This window comes from Singulisphaera rosea (genome assembly GCF_054877945.1).
On sequence record NZ_JBTYIP020000041.1, the window covers coordinates 63,873 to 82,820 of the forward strand.

Below are 18,948 nucleotides of genomic sequence, written 5' to 3' on the forward strand. Positions count from 1 at the left end.
CCTTTGCCGATCGATCCCCCGCAGATAAAGACGTCGACCCGGTGCGGTACCGGGAGCGTTCCCGATGACGGGATCAGGGACTTGCGGAGATGAGTTTACGAGAAATCTCGAGGACGAACTCGTCCGGCGAGTCCATCAAAGATCACCGCATTCTTGCCCGAACCCTGCGTTCATGTCCTCGCATGACGGCGAGGAAGAGTCACGCCAATCCCCCCGAACTGAGGTTGAAATGGGAACGACCTACATCGCCCCGGTCCAACAGATGGATCCAACCTGCTGCTGGGCGGCCAGCCTGGAATTCTGGTCGAGGAAAATGTCGCCGGGTCGAACGGTCCAAACCCAGCTTCAGTTGATCAAGCAGTACAAGTCATATTGGGACGTGTCGAGCACTTCGGGTCAAGTACCCGAGCAGTATGGTACCATCACCGGAGGACAGTTGATCTCGATTATGAACGAAGCCAGATGGCGAATGGATGTTACCTCGTTTAAAGGGAGTCAACTGAAGGAATCCCTGGTCAGCAAGATGCTGAAGGAAGGTCCATTCGTCCTGGGCTACCACGACTTCACCGTGGGCGGGGGCCATGCGAACGTGATCCTGAGCATCGAGGCGCACCTCGCACCCTGGGCCGACCTCACGCTTGGGGATCTTGGAGGAACCTATCTCGTCTCGTCCATGGATCCCGGTACCGGCGTCTTCACCTCGCGATACCTCGAGTACTATTCGCTGGGGAACTGCTACGCCGGTTATCCTCGCCCGAGTTGAGGACTCTCCCGAGGGTCGCCGAACAAGGCGGGGGTGTCATCGTGTTGCGGCGGCAACTGGATAGGAACAATTCCCCCGGCAGGCGGGGTACTCTTGCCCCGCGGCTTCCGACTTGGCACACGCCGCAAGAGCGGGGCAAGAGTGCCCCGCCGACCGAGGGGAAGCGGTTTTCGCCTGGGCTCGAGCGGTAAGAGCGGGTCATGCGTGACCCGCCGACCGGGGGAACCTCGGCGGCTTCGTGGGCGAAGTGACAACGAAAGCCGCCGGCGCACCTCGTCGCAAGGCGTGATGGGTCACTTGCCCCTGGGCCGCTTGGCAGGGGCACCGACGTGCGTCTCCGCCAAGAATTCGGCTTGCCGTGCGAGCTTGTACGCCTGGGTGAATCCGTTGCTCAGGGTGAGCTTCTCGCGTGGCGAGACGTGATGCTCGGGAGACCTCCAGATCCTACGAGCGACGAACAACTGTGAGGCCCCGGCTCGGAGCCTGCGGGACCAGAAGGAGAGGCTGACGAGGTCCGGAGCGTGTTTCAGGATGGTCTCAAAGAGCGAGGTAACGAAGGCATCGCGGCCCGAGCCGAATCCCGAAACGAGGGTTGAAGTCTTCGAGAGAACGACGACGTGCATGGTCGCGGAGCCGATGCCGCCTTGGCCATCGTTGACGACGACCGTCACGGAATAGGCTCCCGGATCCTGATAGACATGGTTGAGCTCGAAGGTTCGATCCAGGCTCAACAACAGGGCTTGAGGGCCTTTTCCGTCGCCGTAGTCGACGGTGGCGGTCCACGCGGCAGTGCCAGGATCGGAGAATGATCCCAGGCTATGGAAGGGATCGCCGACCGTGAGTCGGGTGTCGGATCCGAGATGGACGACCGGGGCCACGTCGTTCACCTGGATCGTGAAGGTGCGGGAATCGGTCGCGAGGGGAGTGCCGGCCGCGTTGGTTGCCACCCCGATCGTATAGGTTCCAGGCGAGGTCGGCCGCCAAGAGACGAGCCCCGTAATGGGGTTGATCGTGGCCCCGGCGGGAGCTCCAGGCTCGAGGTAGAAGAAGGTGGGCTGTCCCGAGACCGAGTGTGCGAGACCCACGACGAAAGAGACGAGAGTGCCTTCGTTGACGGTGACGTTCGCGATGGGTGCGATGACGAGCGGGCTGAATCCGAACTCGAAATCGCCGACGGTACCATGCGCGGAGACGTCGGCGAGATAGTAAGTACCCAAAGGCTGAGACGGGACGCCTACCGGCGACGACACGGCTCTGACGATGTACTGGCCTGGCGCCAGGCCGGTGAAGGCGTAGGCTCCTTCAGCATTCGTTACCGCGGTCGGCTCGTCGTCGTCGAGGCGTCCGTCTTGGTTCTCGTCGATGTAGACGGTGGCGCCGGGTAATCCAACCTCGCCGTCGTCCTGGATCCCGTCGTTGTTGGCGTCGACGTAGACGACCCCGGTGATCTGGGCCGTCTGAGTGTTCGTGAAGTTCTCGTTCGGGTAGACCGTGTTCAGGACGGTCGTCACGGTGAGGGTGGCGTCGCCGGAGGGAGTCCAGCCACTCGGAGCGACTTCCTGGATGGTATAGGTGCCGGGCAAGATGCCGTAGAAGAAGTAGAAGCCTGTGCTGCCGGTCAAAGTGGTGGCGACGACCTGATTGCTGGAGTCGAGCAATTCGACGGCCCATCCCGAGAGCGGTTCGGAGATCGAGGAATCTAGCGGAATGCCGCTAACCGTCCCGATGATCGTGGCCGATGGGACCTCGCCGAAGTTGTCTCCGGCAACGACTTCCGTCGCGTTGGAGATGGTCTCGGTATAGGTGCCGGGATCGGTTGGTGTCGTCTGCGCGATCGTCGACGGTAAACCGCCCCCGTAGAGGGCGAGGATTTGTGAGGATGTCAGCGCCGACGGCCAGATGCTCAGGTCACCCACATAGCCGCCGAAGAATTGCGAGACCTCGCTCCCGCCCTGGGCGCCGACGAGCATGTCGAAGTCGGAGCCGCCGGAAATCGCCGCGGAGCTCGGCAAGGTTCCGAGGCCGATCGACTGGGCGACTTGGACTCCGTTGACATAGAGGGTGAGTTCATCGTCACCATTGGAGTCGACGTCGGGTTCGTAAGTAAACGCGACGTAGTACCAGGTGTTGCTGTTCAGGATGACGCTTGCGGGACTTTGGGTCGAGAACGAGCCCGAGCCCAACGTGGGGTCTTCTTGCACCTCGGCCGTGAGGTTTGTTTGAGTCGTATCGGTGGTCACATAGCTGTTGCCGTCGTCATACGAACTCGCCACATCGTCGAGGCCGTCGCCGTTGAAATCGGCGACCACCATGCTCCAAGTACCGGAGGAGTCGATCGCATAGCTCGAACTGGTAAAATCCGGTGTCGACGACCCGTCGGCCGTCTCGTTCAGGAAGATGTTCAGTGGTTCGCTGCTGGTGCCGAACACAGCCAGGTCGGGCGAGCCATCTCCGTTGAAATCTCCCAACGAGATCCTCTGAGGATACGTGCCGGTCGTGTAGGTCGCGGACGAGAAAGACGCGGTTGTCGAGTCCGTTGAGGTTGTATTTAGCAGGACGGTGATACTGGACTCATCGTCATTGGTCACCGCGATGTCGGGGAGGCCGTCGTCGTTCAGGTCGGCGACCACGAGTTGATAAGGGCCCGACCCGATCGAGAAACTCTGCATGGAGAACGAGGCGGTCGAGGAGCTCGTCGCCGTGGTCGAGAGGAGGATGTCAAGATAACCAGGATAGCCGCTTGCCTCGATCCCCTCGGAGATGGCGAGGTCAACTTTGCCGTCGTCGTTGAAGTCGCCCACGACCGTATAGGCGGCCATGTTCAGTGAGTCGTTAGGGATCGTGAAACTCGTGGGGGCACCGAAGGACGCGGTGGTGGCACCCGCCACCGTCGTATTGATCAGAACAAGGACAGAGGCGTCCCAGGACGTGATCGCGAGGTCGGGACTGCCGTCGCCATTGAAATCGCCGACGACGACTTGATTGAGAACGGTGGACTCACCGAGCGTCACGGTCTGTGACGTGAAGGAGAGCGAATCGCTCCCCGACACGGTATTGTTCATGAAGACCCTGAGCGAGGCTCCGTTGTCGATGGCGACCGCAATATCTGGGAGCTGGCTGGAACCATTGAGCGTCACGGCCACGAGAGGACCGAAATCCCAGTTGTCATCTCCGCTCACGAGCGTGTCGGCCTGGAAAGTGATCGTCGAACTGCCGGAAGTCGTCGTGTTCAGGAAGACGATCAGTCCATTGGCGCAAGAAAGGGCAAAGTCGGGCATGCCGTCGCCATTGAAGTCGGCGATGATCGCAGGCGCCAGACCGGCATTCGAATTGGAATAGGAGTAGGCCGATCGGAAGGTCGGCGTCGTGCTCCCCGCCGGTGTCGTGTTCAGAAGGATCTGCGGTCCGGTCGTATTGACAGCCAGGATGTCTGGCTTGCCGTCGTCGTTGAAGTCGGCGTTATAGTAAGTTGAATAACCATACTCGCCCAGAGACGGCTGGATGCTCGAGTTGCTAAAGGTGAGGGGCCTTGTCAGACCCAAGTTCCACCCGCCGGACGCGGTCCCGCTCGTGGTCGTGCCCGCGATGGTGGGATTGTTGGCACCGAGGATGGTTTGATTGCCGTTGATCCAGGCGCCTACGGTGAAGCCGCCCGAGCCGGGCTGGAGGGTCGAGTTGCCCGGTACGCTGAGGTAACCCGTCGAACCGTCGAGGCTGAGGACGTGGTCACTGCTTCCCGAGGGATTGGGAGGTGCGGAGCCCGAGGTGGACGTCGAGACGACGGAGGCGCCGCCGGTCAAGGTGCCGATCTGCTGGGTTGCGTTGGGGTCGCCCGCGACGTCATAGACGGACGTGCCCGAGACGGTACTGGCCTCGAACGAATAAATCGCCGACGCGCCGGTGTTGGAGACGAGATCGACGGTGTAGGTCGTGCCCGGCGTCAGGCCGTAGAACGCATAGGCCCCGGTGGCGCTGGTCAGCATCGACTGCTCTCCGGAGTCGAGCTGGCCGTTGCCGTTGGTGTCGAGGAAGACCGTCCAACCCGCGAGGGGTGTCTGGCCGACGGGATTGCCGGATTGGTTCGCATCCTCGAAGGCAATTCCCTCGATCGTCGCCGATTGGGTGACGGTGAAATTCACCGTGGTGGTCGTCCCGTCCACGTAAGTGACGTCTTCTTCCGTGCCTACGGACGGATCTTGGAATGAGAAGGCCGTGGAATCGAGATTGACCAGTTCGATGTCCACGGCAGTGCCGGCGGAAATCTCGCTGCTATAGAAGCCGTAGAAACCACTCGAATTGGTCGTTGTGGATGCGATTACCGTCCCGTCCACGACCGCATTAACGGTCCAGCCGGAGAGGTCCGTGCCGTTCTGGTTGGTGACCTCTCCGGAGATGACCGGTTGGTTCTGCATGACCTGATCGGTGCCGGTCAGGCTCGATGTCACCGGAGTGTTGGTGCCGTCGTTGACGACCGCGTATAGATAGTACTGGATCGGCAGGAGCCCGCTCAGGTCGACCGTGGCTGTGGCGGTGTACTCGTTCATCGAGTTGGAGTTGGTGGTCGCGTCATTCAGCGGGATGTTCTGGGCGAGCAGTGTCCCATTGAATGCCTGGGCGGTACCCAACGACGAATTGTAAGGCGCGATGTAGATACTGACGGTGGCATTGCTCGCGAGCGTGCTCGCGACCTGGACCGGCAACGTCACGTTGAGGGAGCCCGACTGGACGACGGAGGGATCGAGTGGGTTGATGGAGATGGTCGGAGGTGGGATGTACCAGGACGCATTGAACTGAGGCAAGGTCCAGCCGCTCAATGTCCCGCCCGTGGCATCGCCATCATACGTGACGTTGAGCATTATTCCGGAGCTCGTGATCGACTGGACGATGGCGGCGTTGCTGGTGGAGCTGGAGTTGTAACTATCGGAGCCGGTGCCGGCCAAGGTGACGATATCGCCGACCTGAAGTCCGCTGGGCACGGAGCCGGATGCGAAGGTGACGAGGATCTCGCTGCTCGACGAACCTTCGGTAATCTGTGAGATGTCCGCGGTGGTGTTGGTGGGCGTCGTGCTGCTGTTGAATGTCGCCGAGAGAGTGTAGGTGCTGTTTGCCGCGAGCCCGGCGTACGGGTTGGTGGTTGAACCGACGATTCCGACCATGTACTGGGTGGAGTTTGTCAACCCAGTGCCCTGGAGTAGAGTGATCGTGCCGGTGGTCGACGGGGTGACCGAGACGCTGCTCTCCGTCGCGGAGGACTCGACGGAGAGTGTCGGGGTGAGTGCCGCCAGGACGCTGTTTCCGGTCCAGTCGACCTCCAGAGTGCCCTGGGTGGCGCCCGTCGGGACCTGGAATGTCTGGGTATAGGTGTAGGTTTCGTCCGCGGCTTTGACTTGATTCTCGAGGTTATTGATCGCCCCGCTGCCCAGGATGATGAATTGATCGTTGACGTAGTTGTACTCGAATCCGATGCTGACCGTCGTGACGTACAGGTCGATAGAGGTCCATGCGGCGATGAAACCCTGGGCCTGGCCTCCGGCGGTGGCTGGCGGCTCGTACTCGAAGAGGAAAGATAGGCTTCCGAGTTTCTGGCCGCCGATGAGCGGGACCCCGTCGGGGACGTTCACGTCGGCGGTGGCGCTCAGGAGGATGTCCCCCCCGTCATTGAAACTGAACGAGGCGTCATAAGTGAACGCGCCATCAAGCATGGACGAAGTCGCGCTCAGCGAGTAATCGGCATCGTCCCAGTCGAGGACCACGCTCCCCGTGGCGGTCCCCAGGAGGCCGGTCGTGTTGTTGCCCGAGGTCACCGCACCGAAAAGGACGTTGGCCGAAAGGCTGAGCTCGTCCTTGTCGGCGAAGAAGCTGCCGTCAACCTGGAAGAATGAGGCCTGCTGCCCGAAGATCGTCACTTGCTTGCCGAAGACGACTTCCATGGTCCCCGACACGAGGAGGTTGGAGGGCTGATCGATGTTCTGGACGTCCGCGCTCATTTCGGTAAGGAAGAGCCCGGTGTCGCCGATCGGGATCCCGGCGCCCGTGCTGTCCGCCTGCCAGGCGAGCGAGATATCCTCGATGCTGAAGAGGCCAGTGGCCTCGTTGATCGAGAGATCCAGCGAGCCGGTGACGTCCCAGCCTTCCGGGAACGAAAGCTCCAACGTGACGTCAACCGTCGCAACGGTGCTGCTGGTCTGCGTGTAGTCCACGATAAACTGCTGGATTTCGAACGCGCCGAGTTGGACATCGGAGAGGCCGATCTGGAGGTTGTCGACCGACCAGTTGCCGTCGTCGATCGTGAGGCCCGGCTGGGCTTGCGTCCCGAGCGTGACCGAGGCATTGAAGAGCGTCGGTACGGTGACATTGCCCGAGATTTCGTAGTCATCAGTCGCAGCGCTGTAGACCAGGGTCGGCGGATTCGAGCTGGAGCAGGCGATCTGGAGCCCGAGCAGGTTGAAGGTCCCGGAGATCGACATGTTGACGGCGGCGACGTCGCCGGTGTCGGCATCGACCACCAGGCCCGGATCGGATGCCGAGCCCATCGTGGCCGTGATCGGATCGGAGCCAGAGACGGAGGCGGTGACGGCGCCATACATCTCGAATTGATTGGCGCCGAAGGTGTACTCGAAGGTCAAACCCTGGGGCACGAGCTCAAGCCCGAACAGGTCGAACGAGGACGGCAACTCGAGTCCGATCTCCTGGACGATGCCCCCGACGACGTTGGTGTCGTTGCCGAGTGAGGAGCTGACGTTGACCATACCGTCGGCCGAGAACGAGACCGAACCTCCGAAGGAGAAGGTGTCGGTATCCGCGGAGTAGGCGGCGGTGATCTGCCCGCCGATGGTGACACCGTAGGCCGTAAAACTGGCGTCGAGCGAGGCTTCAACCCCGGTGAGGATCATGGAGGCCGAGGATCCGGTCGTGACAACGACGTTGTTGCCGTCGCCCGCGGTGCCCACGCCGACCTCGAGACCCGAGAGGCCAATCGAGGTGAAGTCGAGGTTACCTTGGAGCAGGACCTCAGCCTGGCTGGTGTTCGAGCCTGATGGGATGGTGAATGAAAGGTTCGTGGCGTCGAACGGGATATCCGCGACGGTCAGCGCCTGAGCAGATCCGGCGCCGAGCGACTGCCCGGTCGTCGACGTCAGGTCACTAATATTGAACGTGGCCGTTGAGGTGGTGGTCCAGAACGTGGGGTTCGCCGTCAAGGAATAGAGCGAAAGGTTCGCGCTCGAGGCGTTTTCGGCCGGGGCGATCGTGAAAGAAGTGGCCTCGGGGTTCGCGACGGTGACGAGGCCGTCGGTGCTGAGGAGGGGGTTGAACGCCTCGCTTTCCGTCGGGGCGTAGCCGATGAGGACAGTCCCGGTCGACGTATAGCTTTGCCCGCTCTGGGTGAAGTTGCCGGTGAACTCCAGCCCATCGACCAGGACCGAAGACGCCAGGAGCGTGCGGCCCTCCAGGACTTCGAGGCTTAAGCGTCGTCGACGACGCATTTGTCGCTGGATGCAACTTAGGCGAGAGGAGGTCGGCGCTGGGATGGACTCACTGGCACTCTTCGCCCCGAGCCAAAGATTTCGCCGCACGATATTCTCCCAGCTCGTTGAGGATTCTTGGCGCGCAAGATCATCGGTATGCCGTTTGATGGCATGTGGCTGATGAGAACTATAGAACGGGTTTGCGACTTGTGCGGAAGTTTTGAGGGAATGCGTGGCTTGGGGCAAGATTGCGATCGGGGCGGCGCTGTGCGGTATTGAGATTGCGTCGAGCGGCTCGAATTCCGTGATCGCGGAGCGATCAGCGATGGGAGGTGGGATCAATCTTTACTTGAAAGTCATTTTGCGATGATACGTTGAAGGACGATGAGTATTACCCAGCGTCCTCCAACGCGTGACTCGATGAAACGACTCTCCGGGCTTTCGAGGAGGCTGCGTCGGCAGGGATTCACTTTCAAATTATCTGCCGACCATGCCGCGAACGATCGGCAAGTTCCTGCGATCTGGCCGAGCCGAAGAATTTGAAGCCGCTTCCTTACTTTGAGCGGGCCGGTCGTTGGGACTCCCGTCTCGGGATTCAGGCTTTCCCCCCGAAAGCGTCGCCATCGACAGGACGACGATCGCCAGCACGATCAGGTAGACGGAGAAATACCAGAGGCGACCCGACCTCACGATCTTCACGAGCCAGATGATGGCGCCATAACCGACCACACCGGCGACGACGGTCGCGGCCACGGTCTGGGCGATTCGTTCGGGGGTGAGGATCGACCGATCGACGTCCTTGATCTCGAGGACCGAGGCCCCGAGGATCGCGGGGATCGCGATGAGCAGGCTGAAGCCGACCGCCCACGAGCGCGAGAGCCCGCGTGACAACGCCATCGCCACCGTCAGGCCGCTCCGGCTTACGCCGGGCAGGGGGGCGAAGGATTGGGCGACCCCGATCAGGAGGGCATCGAGCCAGGTCGTGGTCCTCGAATCCTTGTCACCCCCCGAGAGTCGGGCCGTTACCAGGAGCGCCGAGGCCGTGACGAGGAAGCCGATGCCCGTCACGATGGGGCTCTCGATCGACGCCTCCAGGTACTTCTTGAGGAACTTCCAGGGGATCAAAGGGAGCGTGGCCACGACCGCGAGGATCGCGACGCGGATGATCGAACCTCGACGGTATTCCGGAGGGACCTCCTCCGAGCCGAGCAGTCCTTTGGCCCCCGTCTTCGCGACCGCGCGGTAGTAGATCGCGATCGCCGTGAGGGTGCCGAGGTGCAGCATCACGTCGAAGAACAGGTTCTCCTTACCCGACCGGGCATGTCCGGTCAGCCAGGCGAACGCCATCTGGGTCACCGTCAAGTGCCCGTCGCTGGAGACCGGCAAGAACTCCGTCAAACCTTGGACGAGGCCCAAGACCAACGACTCGATCCATTCCATATTCGACCCTGTGAAAGAAGGCTGAATGCAAGGGGAGAGGGTTCACGGCAGGGAGAGACCGAGCCTCAGCATCATTGGTTATGCCACGATTGATCGTCTTCTCTGACGTCTCTCTTCGTGCCTGCGCGACGATGCGGTGAATTCCGTCCCGGTCAGGGATTCGGGAGCTCGGCTCGCAATCTGGGAAATGCGGAACTGATATATCCCAGGCCGCTATAAATCGTCAGGCCCACGGCGGTCCAGGTGAGGGCGTCGCGGAGGAGGAGCCAGGGGCCGGTGCGGTTGGTCGCGAGGCAGGCGAGGATTGTGGCGATGGCGAGGCACTGGAAGAGGGTCTTGAGCTTTCCGGCCGTCTGGGCCCCGAAGGCCTGTCCCTGGCCCTCGAGGTGGCTCCGGAGACCCTGGATGAGGAGCTCGCGGACGACGATGGTCGTGACCATCCAGGGCTGCACTCCGGTCCGAGGGACGGACAACAGGTAGATGAACGACCCCGAGACGATCACCTTGTCGACGAGCGGGTCGAGCTGGCGTCCGATCGCCGACGACTGATTCAGGAGCCTGGCGAAGTAGCCGTCGAGCGCGTCGGTCAGCGCGGCCACGCCGAAGAGGGCGAGCGCGGAGAGATAGTATCCCGCGGCGATCAGCGCGAAGACGCCCACCGAGAGGACCAGTCGGCTCAAGGTCAGGGTGTTGGGGACGTTCCAGAACTGAGTCGGGGCTGGTCCGGCCATTTCGGGGGCCATGCTTTCCGTTAGTTCAGGATCGTCAAGGACGACGACGAGGGCTTCTTCCGGGGTTTGGGCCGGGCCCGCTTCCGACGAGGGGGCATGGCCCCGGCGTCGGCGATCAGGTCATAGCCCTCCGCCGCAACGATCTCGCATGCTACCAGATCGCCCGGCTCGAGAGAAACACCTCGCACGAATGTCACACCGTCGACGTCGGGTGCATCCGCGTAAGTCCTTCCCACCCAAAGGTTCTTCCCCTCGGGGGCGGGCCCGTCGATCAGGACGTCGAGCTGCCTTCCTATCATCCCCTGGTTGAAGGCGAACGCGATTTCCTGTTGCGCGGCCATGACGCGGTCGCGGCGTTCGGACTTCACCTCGTCCGAAATATGGCCCGGGAGCTTGGCCGCGGGGGTGTCCGGCTCGTAGGAATAGGGGAACACGCCGAGCCGCTCGAAACGCGACGACTTGACGTACTCCAGCAACTCCTCGAACTCCGCCTCGGTCTCGCCCGGGAAGCCGACGATGAAGGTCGTCCGCAGGACCAGGTTCGGGACAGTCGCCCGGAGCCGGTCGATGATGTTAACGGTCTCGGCACGCGTGTGGCGCCGATTCATCATCTTCAGCATCCGGTCGTTGATGTGCTGCAACGGCATATCAAGATACGGCAGCACCTTGTCCGAGGTCGCGAGCGCCTCGTACAGCTCGTCCGTGAAATAATTCGGATAGTTGTACAGGACCCGGATCCAATCGAGCCCCTCGACCTGATTGAGCTCGCGGAGCAACTCGGCGAGCCGAGGGCGGCCGTAGAGGTCGACCCCGTAATAGGTCATGTCCTGGGCGACGAGGTTCAACTCGCGGACGCCGTCTCGGACGAGCTCTTGGGCCTCCTCCACGACCTTCTCGATCGGCTTCGTTACGTGCTTCCCGCGCATATAAGGAATGGCGCAGAAGGTGCAGAGCCGGTCGCAGCCCTCGGAGACCTTGAGATACGCGAGGTGCCTCGGGGTGATCCGGAGCCGGGCCCGATCGTCCTGGGCCTGGACGGGCGCAGGTCGGAAGATCGTGCGTTGGTCGTGGAGGTCGCCCATGATCCTGTCGGCGACCTTGGCGATCTCTTCACGCCCGAACACCCCGACGACCTGATCGACGTCCGGGACCTCCTCGAGCAGCATTTCCTTCTGTCGTTCGGCGAGGCAACCGGCGACGACGACCCCTTTGATCTCCCCGGCCCGCTTGCGGTCGAGCATCTCGCGGATCACGTCCAGCGATTCCTGCCGGGCCGCGTCGATAAACCCGCACGTGTTGATGATGACGAGGTCCGCCTGCTTGGCGTCCGGCACGAGCACATAGCCGTCCTGCGCCAGGAGGCCGAGCATCCGCTCGGAGTCGACGAGGTTCTTGGGGCAGCCCAGGCTGACGAACGAGAACGAACCTTTGATGTCCGATGATTGGCTCATAAATCTTCAGCGATTGGATTTCGGGTGGGAGGTCGGACGGGCGAATCTCGATGGAGGCCCGAGGCAAGCTCGCGATCCCTCTTGGGATCGTCGATCTCCTCGAGCGCTCGTTGCCGGCCGATCCCCCTGGGACGATCGACCATTGGGCGGTCCGAGATCACGACCGATGGCGATTGCTGCGAACCGAGGGCCTCGACCCTCAGCGTCAACGGCCCATTCGGTCATCTCGAAAGTCGGTAGTATTTGCCCGACCCGCGACCCAGCGCCATCCGGCCTTGGGGATGATGCGAACGGTTCATACGTGCCGGTGAGTCGAACAGAGTCGAAGATTTTTATCTTAGGAGGCATTGGGCCAAAACGTCAAGTCGTTGCCGCTCATTGGGGCTTGATGGGCGATGCCCACCAAGCCGTCGACCGTGCTAAAACCGGATCACTGCAAGACGTTCAGCGAGCCTCGAGTGACCCCATACTTGCTGGTCGCCTTCAGGTCCCTCCAGAGGGTCTTCGCGTCTCGACGGCCGGCGATGGCATCGCGATAGAGGTTGATCGTGCGGGTCACCATCGTGGGGGAGTCGTCCAGGAACTCGATCCGGAGGTTCTGGGCGCCGAGGGCAAGAAGCCTCGGTAGGCTCTCGGCCGCGGTCTGGGGTACGGCATTGAACAGAGTGTTCCGGCAGCCGACGTCGGCCTTGAGAGGGTGGTCTTTGCCGACGCGGTCGCGAAGTTTGACGTCGTGCCGATCGCAAGGGCGGCCGCAGTTGGTCTTGTCGTTTCCCGGGGAGAGGAACGCGCAGAAGACGCAATGCTCCATGTGGAACATGGGGATCTGCTGATGGAGCACGATCTCGAGCCAGGAGCGAGGGACCGCCGAGAGCAGGTCGTCGAGCTGGTCGACGTTCAGGTCGTAGGAGGCCGTGACCCGCAACGCCCCGCGCGACTTGAGAAACTCCACGGTCAGCTCGTTGGCCGCGTTGAGCGAGAAGTCGGCCACGAAAGGGACTCCTCGCTCGGCGCAGAAAGCAAGTCCCCCGGCGTTCCTCACGAGTAGGCCGTCAGCCTCCTGCTTCTGGAGGAACCGGAACAGGTTCGCTTCCGCCGGCTTCTCGATCCGGGGCGTGGCAAGGTAGAGGGTCGCCGACCCTCGCCGGACGGCGGCGACGGCGTCCTTGTATTCTTTGATGTCTTGATAATCGGCGTAGATCGTTTCGATCCCGGCGGTCATCGCGGCCTCGACCTGCGCCGTGTCTCGGCAGAGGACGGAGAGGAGCGGCGTGCCGGCCTCCGGCTCCGAGGCCCTGACGGCGTCGATACGTCCCCGGAGGGCGGGAAGTACCGGCTCGGCGGACAACGTCCTCGGCCGGACGAGCGAAGCGGCCTCGTCGAGCCGGGCGACCAGGTCTCGTCGAAGGGCGTTGAGCTGGCTCTTGGGGACGAGGGGCGACCCCTGGAGGGTCGCTTCGAGATGTCTTAATTGATACGTCGTCCCGCCAAGCCGCCCCAACTGGTCTTTGAGCAGATCTTCGTCCGACTCGAGTCGATCCGCCGCGACCAGCGGTGCGTCGGCCTCGACGCGTGCGAAGAGGCCGGCGTCGGTCCGGGCTTCGAGACGGAGAGGCTCGCCGACGAGAGCGAGCACCGTCATGTCCAGCTCGGTCTTTCGGCGTAGGGGACCTTCGAAGCTCTTGCGGAGTCGCCGTGTCAGCTCGGGGTCGTCGGTCTTCCATACGCCTTGGCCGGGGCGCACCTGGCGAGGGTCGAGGTCGTGGGAGCCGAATCGGAGCTCGGCCGGACCGGATGCAAGCCCTTCGGGGGCGTCGACGGGTCGACCTCCGGGTCCTCGGCCGGGCCGAGCGACACCGTGAATTCGCCCTCCTTGCTCGATGAGTCCCCTCGACTCGTCGGCGTCGATGACGAGTCCGTCGCCGTTCTTGACCGGCGCGGCCAGGTCGAGTCGGATCCAGGGCCCCGAAACCGAAGTGACCCGACCCAGGAAGATCCCCCGCTTCTTGGCGTAGTCGCCCCGCACGAGGACCTTGTGGTCGTTCCCGTCGAAGAACCCGTGACTGAACCCTCTCGAGAACGAGAGCTCCATCTCCTGGACGTCGCGAGGATCGATGTCGAGCGGTTTGCCCGCCCAGGAGGCGTCGATGGCCCGCCGGTAGTGCCGGGTGATGTTGGCCACGTACTCGGGGGACTTCAGCCTCCCCTCGATCTTGAGGCTGGCCACCCCCAGCTCGATCAACTGGGGGATGAGGTCGTAGGCCGCGAGATCCTGCGGGCTGAGGAGATACTGGACGTCATCCAGGTCCTGGAGCTCGCCGTCGCAGACGATCCGGTAAGGCATCCGGCAGGCCTGGGCGCACTCGCCCCGGTTGGCGGAACGGCCGCCGAGGGCTTCGCTGGTGAGGCATTGGCCGGAGTAGGCGACGCAGAGGGCCCCGTGGACGAAGACCTCGACCGGCAACTCGGCGGATTCGCGGATCATCGCGATTTCCCTGAGCGAGAGCTCCCGTGCGAGGATCACTCGGGAGCAGCCGAGCTCCTTGGCCAGCGCCACCCCCTCCGCGCTCGTGACCGACATCTGCGTCGAGGCGTGAATTTCCAGGTCGGGCGTGAGGGCCCGGATCAGCCGGGCGAGGCCGAGATCCTGGACGATGACCGCATCGACGCCCGCGGTGACCAGCCCGCGCAAGGTTTCTTCCAGGTCGTCGAGCTCCCTGGGGAAGGCCAGCGTGTTGAGGGTGACGTACCCCTTGACGCCTCGACGATGGAGCGAGGCCATCACGTCGGGAAGGTCGACATTGTCGAAATTCGTGGCGCGGGCTCGAGCGTTGTGTCGCTGGAGGCCGAAATAGACGGCATCCGCGCCGTTTTCGATGGCTGCGGTCAGGCAAGTTCGGTCGCCCGCGGGTGCCAAAAGCTCGGGCTTTGCCCCCGCACGCTGCGTTGTCTCCGTCGTTTTCTGCTCGCCGATCGCCACACGCCCACCTTCTTCAATGCTCGCACTCGTAACGACATTCCCAATCACGTATTATTGAGCCCGCACGCCCCTCCGACAAGACGAACGGATCAAGGGTGTTTGCCTCCTCCCCCGCAACGAGCCAACCTAAGTCGTCTTCAGAGCCTTCCCCTGCCGTTCCGATTTCCAGCAACCGGGGCTTGCTCCTGTGAAACGAATGTTTTACAGTAAGTTTTTTGTTAACGCCGTTGTGCAAGGCAACGGCGGCTTCAAGCACTCCGCTTGGAGGGACCGCCAGCGATCGGGACCTCGATGCGAACCGGGACGATGTGCTGTCCTGGCCAAGTCGCACGAGCCAACGGTCGTGTCTGAAGGGACGCTCGTCGCATCCTCGGCGATGGGCAAGTTGCGGGTCGTCAATCGTCACTAATTGAGTGAATCCAAGCACTCACTCGGGTCACCGGGTCGTGGGAGACTTGCCGATGCAACGGCGCAAAAGCCGACGGCGATACGTCGGGTACGGGGTCGGGGTCCTGGTCGCGTTCGCGGCCTGCACTCTCTGGTATCACCCCGAGCTTGTGGCACGCACACGTCGCCCGTCCGAGGAATGGAAGGACCTTCCCCGCGCCTCGGTCCGACGATCCGACCTGTGGGTGACGGTGACAGCCGGCGGGACTGTCGGTAGCTCCAACGAGACGATTATCGAGTGCGAGCTCCAGACCCTGGACTCGGGTGTCTTCGGCAAGCGGCTCGTCGGCGGCGGTTCGTCGACGATTCTCACGGTCGTCCCCGAAGGGACGATGGTGAAGAAGGGGGACGTTCTCTGCACTCTCGACTCGTCGGTGTATGAGGAACTCCTCCGGCAGCAGGAGATGACGGTCGAGCGTTGCAAGGCCGACCATCACCAGTCGCAACTCGAGGTGGAAGTCGCCCAGATGGGCGTTCATGAATACAAAGAGGGCTTTCTCCTCAGCGAGGGGAAGAGCCTCAAGGGGCGGATTGCACTGGCGAAGTCGGAGCTGGAGCGGGCTTCGGACCGGCTCTCCTGGTCGCGCCGAATGTTGAGCAAGCAGTACCTCCCCATCGCCCAGGTCTCGGCCGAGGCGCTCGCGGAACGTCGGGCGTCGCTCGTTCTCGAGATGTCGCACGTGGCCGACGATGTCTTCCACCGTTTCGAGGCCCCTCGCGCGATAAGCGAACTCCAGAATCAGGTCCTCGCCACTCAGGCCACGTTGAACTATCAGACGCTCCGGCTCCGCCGGAACCTCGATCGGCTCGAATCGATCCGGAAGCAGGTTGATCGTTGCACGATCCGGGCCCCGCACGACGGGTTCGTGATCTACTTCACCAATCCAATGCGTCCGATCCTGGTCGAGCCGGGGATTACCGTCTATCAGAAGCAGCCTTTGTTCACGCTTCCCGACCTCTCTCGGATGCAGATCTCGACCTTGCTCCACGAGACGGTCGTCAAGGAAGTGCGCGACGGGATGCGTGCGAAGATCCGCGTCGAGGGCCTCTCGAATCACGTCCTGGAAGGGTACATTACCTCGATCGCGAACCTACCGACCCGGAATTGGTTCAGCGAGGTCCCGTACTATGTCGCCGGGATCAAGATCGACTCCCCCCCGAAAGGCCTCCTGCCGGGCATGACGGCGGAGGTCCAGATTTCCACCGAACGGAGATCTGAAGTCCTCACGATCCCCCCCGAGGCGCTTTCCATCGAAGACGGCCATGAGGTCTGCTACGTCGCGGAAGGCGACGGCTTCGAGCGCCGCGAAGTCGAGGTCGGTCAGACGAGCCGCGACGAACTCGAGGTCACTCGCGGGTTGAACGAAGGGGAAGAGGTGGTCCTCGACCCGAATAGCCTCGAAGGGAACTCCGAGGTCGTGAACGTGGAGCTCTCCGAGGCCGACATCGCCGACAACGCGGCGACGACGTCGACGACGTCGACGACGTCGACGACGTCGACGACGTCGACGCAGGCGACCCAGTGACCCGTCCCGGCCATCCGTCCGAAGGTTGACCGAGTGTTCCGGAACCCAGTGAGACTTCCATCATGAGCGATCCGGCCAAGGTCTATTCCGTCGAAGAGATCGCGGAGAAGCTCGGCCCGGACGGGCTGGGTTCCTGGTATCTCGAAGAGGGCTGGCTCCGGCGCAAGGTCAGTACCGACGGCTGGCAGTCGACCCTGATGGTCGTCAATACCGTGGGATACCTCTGCGAGGCCGCCTGGCATCACGCCGATCTCGCCGTCACCTGGGGCAAGGTCTGGATCAAGCTCAAGACCCACTCCGCGGGGGGGATCACCGACAAGGATTTCGCGCTCGCCCGCAAGATCGAAGAGGTGATCTTCTGGCGCCCCGAGGAAGGGGGAGCCCTCGAAGGAACTCCGAACAAGTTCGTCATCAAGAAGTGACTAGGGCCTGCCGAGGCCGCTCGGCTCAACGCCAATATCCCTAGGGAGAGGCTCCCCTCTCTCCCGAATCGCTCGTGATGGGCTCCGGTAACCCGAGCCGCGATCGCGATCGAGAACAGGTCTCGAGGCCGACCCAATCCGTCCCCCGCCGTTCGACGGCCGGGACGGACAGCAGGGCCTCTCGGATGATCACAAGCTAGGGACGACGCCGAACCGCGGGAAGGGGAGGAAATGAATCGACCGAACTCCGGGCAAGTTACGAATCGGCGAGAGTTCCTGAAAACCGTTGGGCTGGGGCTGGCCTCGACGATGGTGCCGGCGGCGCTCGGGAGGTCGGCCTTCGCGGCCGCCCCCGGTGTTCGACCCAAGATCGCCGCGGTCGTGACCGAATTCACGTTCCGGAGCCACGGCCACGTCATCCTCGAGAACTTCGTCAATCCCTACCTCTTCAACGGGACGATGACCGACCCAGGGGTCGACATCGTCTCGCTCTACATCGATCAAACGCCGCGTCGGGATCTTGCTCGCGAAGCTGCCACTCGTTACAAAATCCCGATCTTCCCGACGATCGCGGAAGCGGTCCGCGTCGGCGGGAAAGACCTGGCCGTCGACGGGGTCCTCGCGATCGGGGAGCACGGCAAATACCCGATCAATGCCAAGGGCCAGCGCGAGTATCCTCGCAAACGGTTCTTCGACGAAATTGTCGCCGTCTTCGAGGCTAGCGGTCGGTCGGTGCCGGTCTTCAACGACAAGCATCTGTCCTATCGCTGGGATTGGGCGAAGGAGATGTACGACACGGCCCGGCGGATGAACTTCCCGTTCATGGCGGGCAGTTCCGTCCCGCTCGCCCAGCGCCGGCCTCCGCTCGAGCTGGCGGCGAACGCCGATGTCCGTGCTGCCGTCGCGATCCACGGCGGCGGGGTCGAGTCCTACGACTTCCACGGCCTCGAAGTGTTGCAGTCCATGGTCGAGGCCCGTCGCGGGGGCGAGACCGGCGTCAAGGAGGTCCGCTTCCTCACGGACGACGCCTTGTGGAAGGCCGCCGATGAGGGCCTCTGGTCGACCGAGCTCGCCGACGCGGCGATGGCCGCCGAGCTCGGCCCGGGCCTACCCCCCTTGCGCGAGCTCGTCGCACAGCGGTTTGGCACGACGAAGTCGCACGGGATCCTCGTCACCTATGCCGACGGGCTCCGAGCCATCGTCTTGAAGCTAGGCAACAGCGCCACGCGGTGGAACTTCGCCTGCAAAATCGAGGGTGAGAGCACACCCGCGGCGTCGAGCTTCTACGTCGGCCCCTGGCAGAACCGCAACCTGTTCAAGGCTCTCTCCCACGCGATCCAGTCGATGTACCTCACCGGGAAAGTTCCCTATCCCGTCGAGCGGACCCTGTTGACGACCGGAGTCCTCGACGCGGCCATGGACTCACTCCTCCGCAAGGGCGAGGTTGTCGAGACCCCGCAACTCGCCGTCGCGTATCAACCGGTCGACTACCGCGCGATGCGCGAGATGGGCGACAGTTGGAAAGTCATCACCGAGCAGGTCGTCGAGCCGAAAGGCCTCGAGCCAATCGTCATACCCGCCCGCTGAGCCCTGTGTCGAACCCGTTTCCTTCCAATCCCTCGCCAGAGACCGCGCGAGGTGATTGACGTCCGGGTGGCCGGGTCGGAGCGCAGCGACGCCCGGGGATCCTCGACATCCCGCGGTCCGGGTCGTCGCTGCGCT

The 18,948-nt window shown here is 62.9% G+C and carries 9 protein-coding genes; 4 read left to right on the forward strand and 5 right to left on the reverse strand.

Annotated elements, in window-relative coordinates:
* Positions 1-229 precede the first annotated feature (229 nt).
* Positions 230-763, forward strand: a complete 534-nt coding sequence (locus ACYOEI_RS37870; protein WP_462855657.1) for a hypothetical protein — start codon at positions 230-232, stop codon at positions 761-763.
* Between the two features lie 293 nt (positions 764-1,056).
* Here the strand turns inward: ACYOEI_RS37870 and ACYOEI_RS37875 are convergent, their stop codons facing one another.
* The 5 genes from ACYOEI_RS37875 to ACYOEI_RS37895 all read right to left on the reverse strand — a co-directional run bounded on the left by ACYOEI_RS37875 (position 1,057) and on the right by ACYOEI_RS37895 (position 14,831).
* Positions 1,057-8,247 (reverse strand): FG-GAP-like repeat-containing protein, encoded by a 7,191-nt coding sequence (locus ACYOEI_RS37875; protein WP_462855659.1) that lies wholly within the window; start codon positions 8,245-8,247, stop codon positions 1,057-1,059.
* Between the two features lie 459 nt (positions 8,248-8,706).
* Positions 8,707-9,669 carry an undecaprenyl-diphosphate phosphatase gene (locus ACYOEI_RS37880; RefSeq protein ID WP_462855661.1) on the reverse strand — a complete coding sequence of 321 codons (963 nt, stop codon included), beginning with the start codon at positions 9,667-9,669 and terminating at the stop codon, positions 8,707-8,709.
* Between the two features lie 152 nt (positions 9,670-9,821).
* The gene (gene pgsA / locus ACYOEI_RS37885) at positions 9,822-10,412 is read right to left on the reverse strand and encodes a CDP-diacylglycerol--glycerol-3-phosphate 3-phosphatidyltransferase (protein ID WP_462855663.1); all 591 of its coding nucleotides are present in this window, start codon (positions 10,410-10,412) and stop codon (positions 9,822-9,824) included.
* Between the two features lie 8 nt (positions 10,413-10,420).
* Positions 10,421-11,851 (reverse strand): 30S ribosomal protein S12 methylthiotransferase RimO, encoded by a 1,431-nt coding sequence (gene rimO, locus ACYOEI_RS37890; RefSeq protein ID WP_462855665.1) that lies wholly within the window; start codon positions 11,849-11,851, stop codon positions 10,421-10,423.
* A 430-nt stretch (positions 11,852-12,281) separates the two neighbouring features.
* The gene (locus ACYOEI_RS37895) at positions 12,282-14,831 is read right to left on the reverse strand and encodes a U32 family peptidase (protein ID WP_462855667.1); all 2,550 of its coding nucleotides are present in this window, start codon (positions 14,829-14,831) and stop codon (positions 12,282-12,284) included.
* Positions 14,832-15,292: 461 nt separating this feature from the next.
* Here ACYOEI_RS37895 and ACYOEI_RS37900 point away from each other — a divergent pair, with 461 nt between their 5' ends.
* From ACYOEI_RS37900 to ACYOEI_RS37910, 3 genes are all read left to right on the forward strand, one after another.
* Positions 15,293-16,804, forward strand: a complete 1,512-nt coding sequence (locus ACYOEI_RS37900; RefSeq protein WP_462855668.1) for an efflux RND transporter periplasmic adaptor subunit — start codon at positions 15,293-15,295, stop codon at positions 16,802-16,804.
* Between the two features lie 62 nt (positions 16,805-16,866).
* A complete protein-coding gene (locus tag ACYOEI_RS37905) occupies positions 16,867-17,226 on the forward strand; it encodes a 4a-hydroxytetrahydrobiopterin dehydratase (protein ID WP_462855669.1) in 360 nt (119 codons plus the stop codon).
* 231 nt (positions 17,227-17,457) lie between these two features.
* On the forward strand, positions 17,458-18,813 hold the full coding sequence (locus ACYOEI_RS37910; protein ID WP_462855670.1) for a hypothetical protein: 1,356 nt from the start codon (positions 17,458-17,460) through the stop codon (positions 18,811-18,813).
* Positions 18,814-18,948 lie beyond the last annotated feature (135 nt).

What these genes read in the sequence shown, in the direction of transcription:
- rimO (WP_462855665.1), bottom strand. Translation starts at nt 11,851, where the DNA reads ATGAGCCAATCATCGGACATCAAAGGTTCGTTCTCGTTCGTCAGCCTG.
- ACYOEI_RS37905 (WP_462855669.1), top strand. Translation starts at nt 16,867, where the DNA reads ATGAGCGATCCGGCCAAGGTCTATTCCGTCGAAGAGATCGCGGAGAAG.
- ACYOEI_RS37870 (WP_462855657.1), top strand. Translation starts at nt 230, where the DNA reads ATGGGAACGACCTACATCGCCCCGGTCCAACAGATGGATCCAACCTGC.
- ACYOEI_RS37875 (WP_462855659.1), bottom strand. Translation starts at nt 8,247, where the DNA reads ATGCGTCGTCGACGACGCTTAAGCCTCGAAGTCCTGGAGGGCCGCACG.
- ACYOEI_RS37880 (WP_462855661.1), bottom strand. Translation starts at nt 9,669, where the DNA reads ATGGAATGGATCGAGTCGTTGGTCTTGGGCCTCGTCCAAGGTTTGACG.
- pgsA (WP_462855663.1), bottom strand. Translation starts at nt 10,412, where the DNA reads ATGGCCCCCGAAATGGCCGGACCAGCCCCGACTCAGTTCTGGAACGTC.
- ACYOEI_RS37910 (WP_462855670.1), top strand. Translation starts at nt 17,458, where the DNA reads ATGAATCGACCGAACTCCGGGCAAGTTACGAATCGGCGAGAGTTCCTG.
- ACYOEI_RS37900 (WP_462855668.1), top strand. Translation starts at nt 15,293, where the DNA reads ATGCAACGGCGCAAAAGCCGACGGCGATACGTCGGGTACGGGGTCGGG.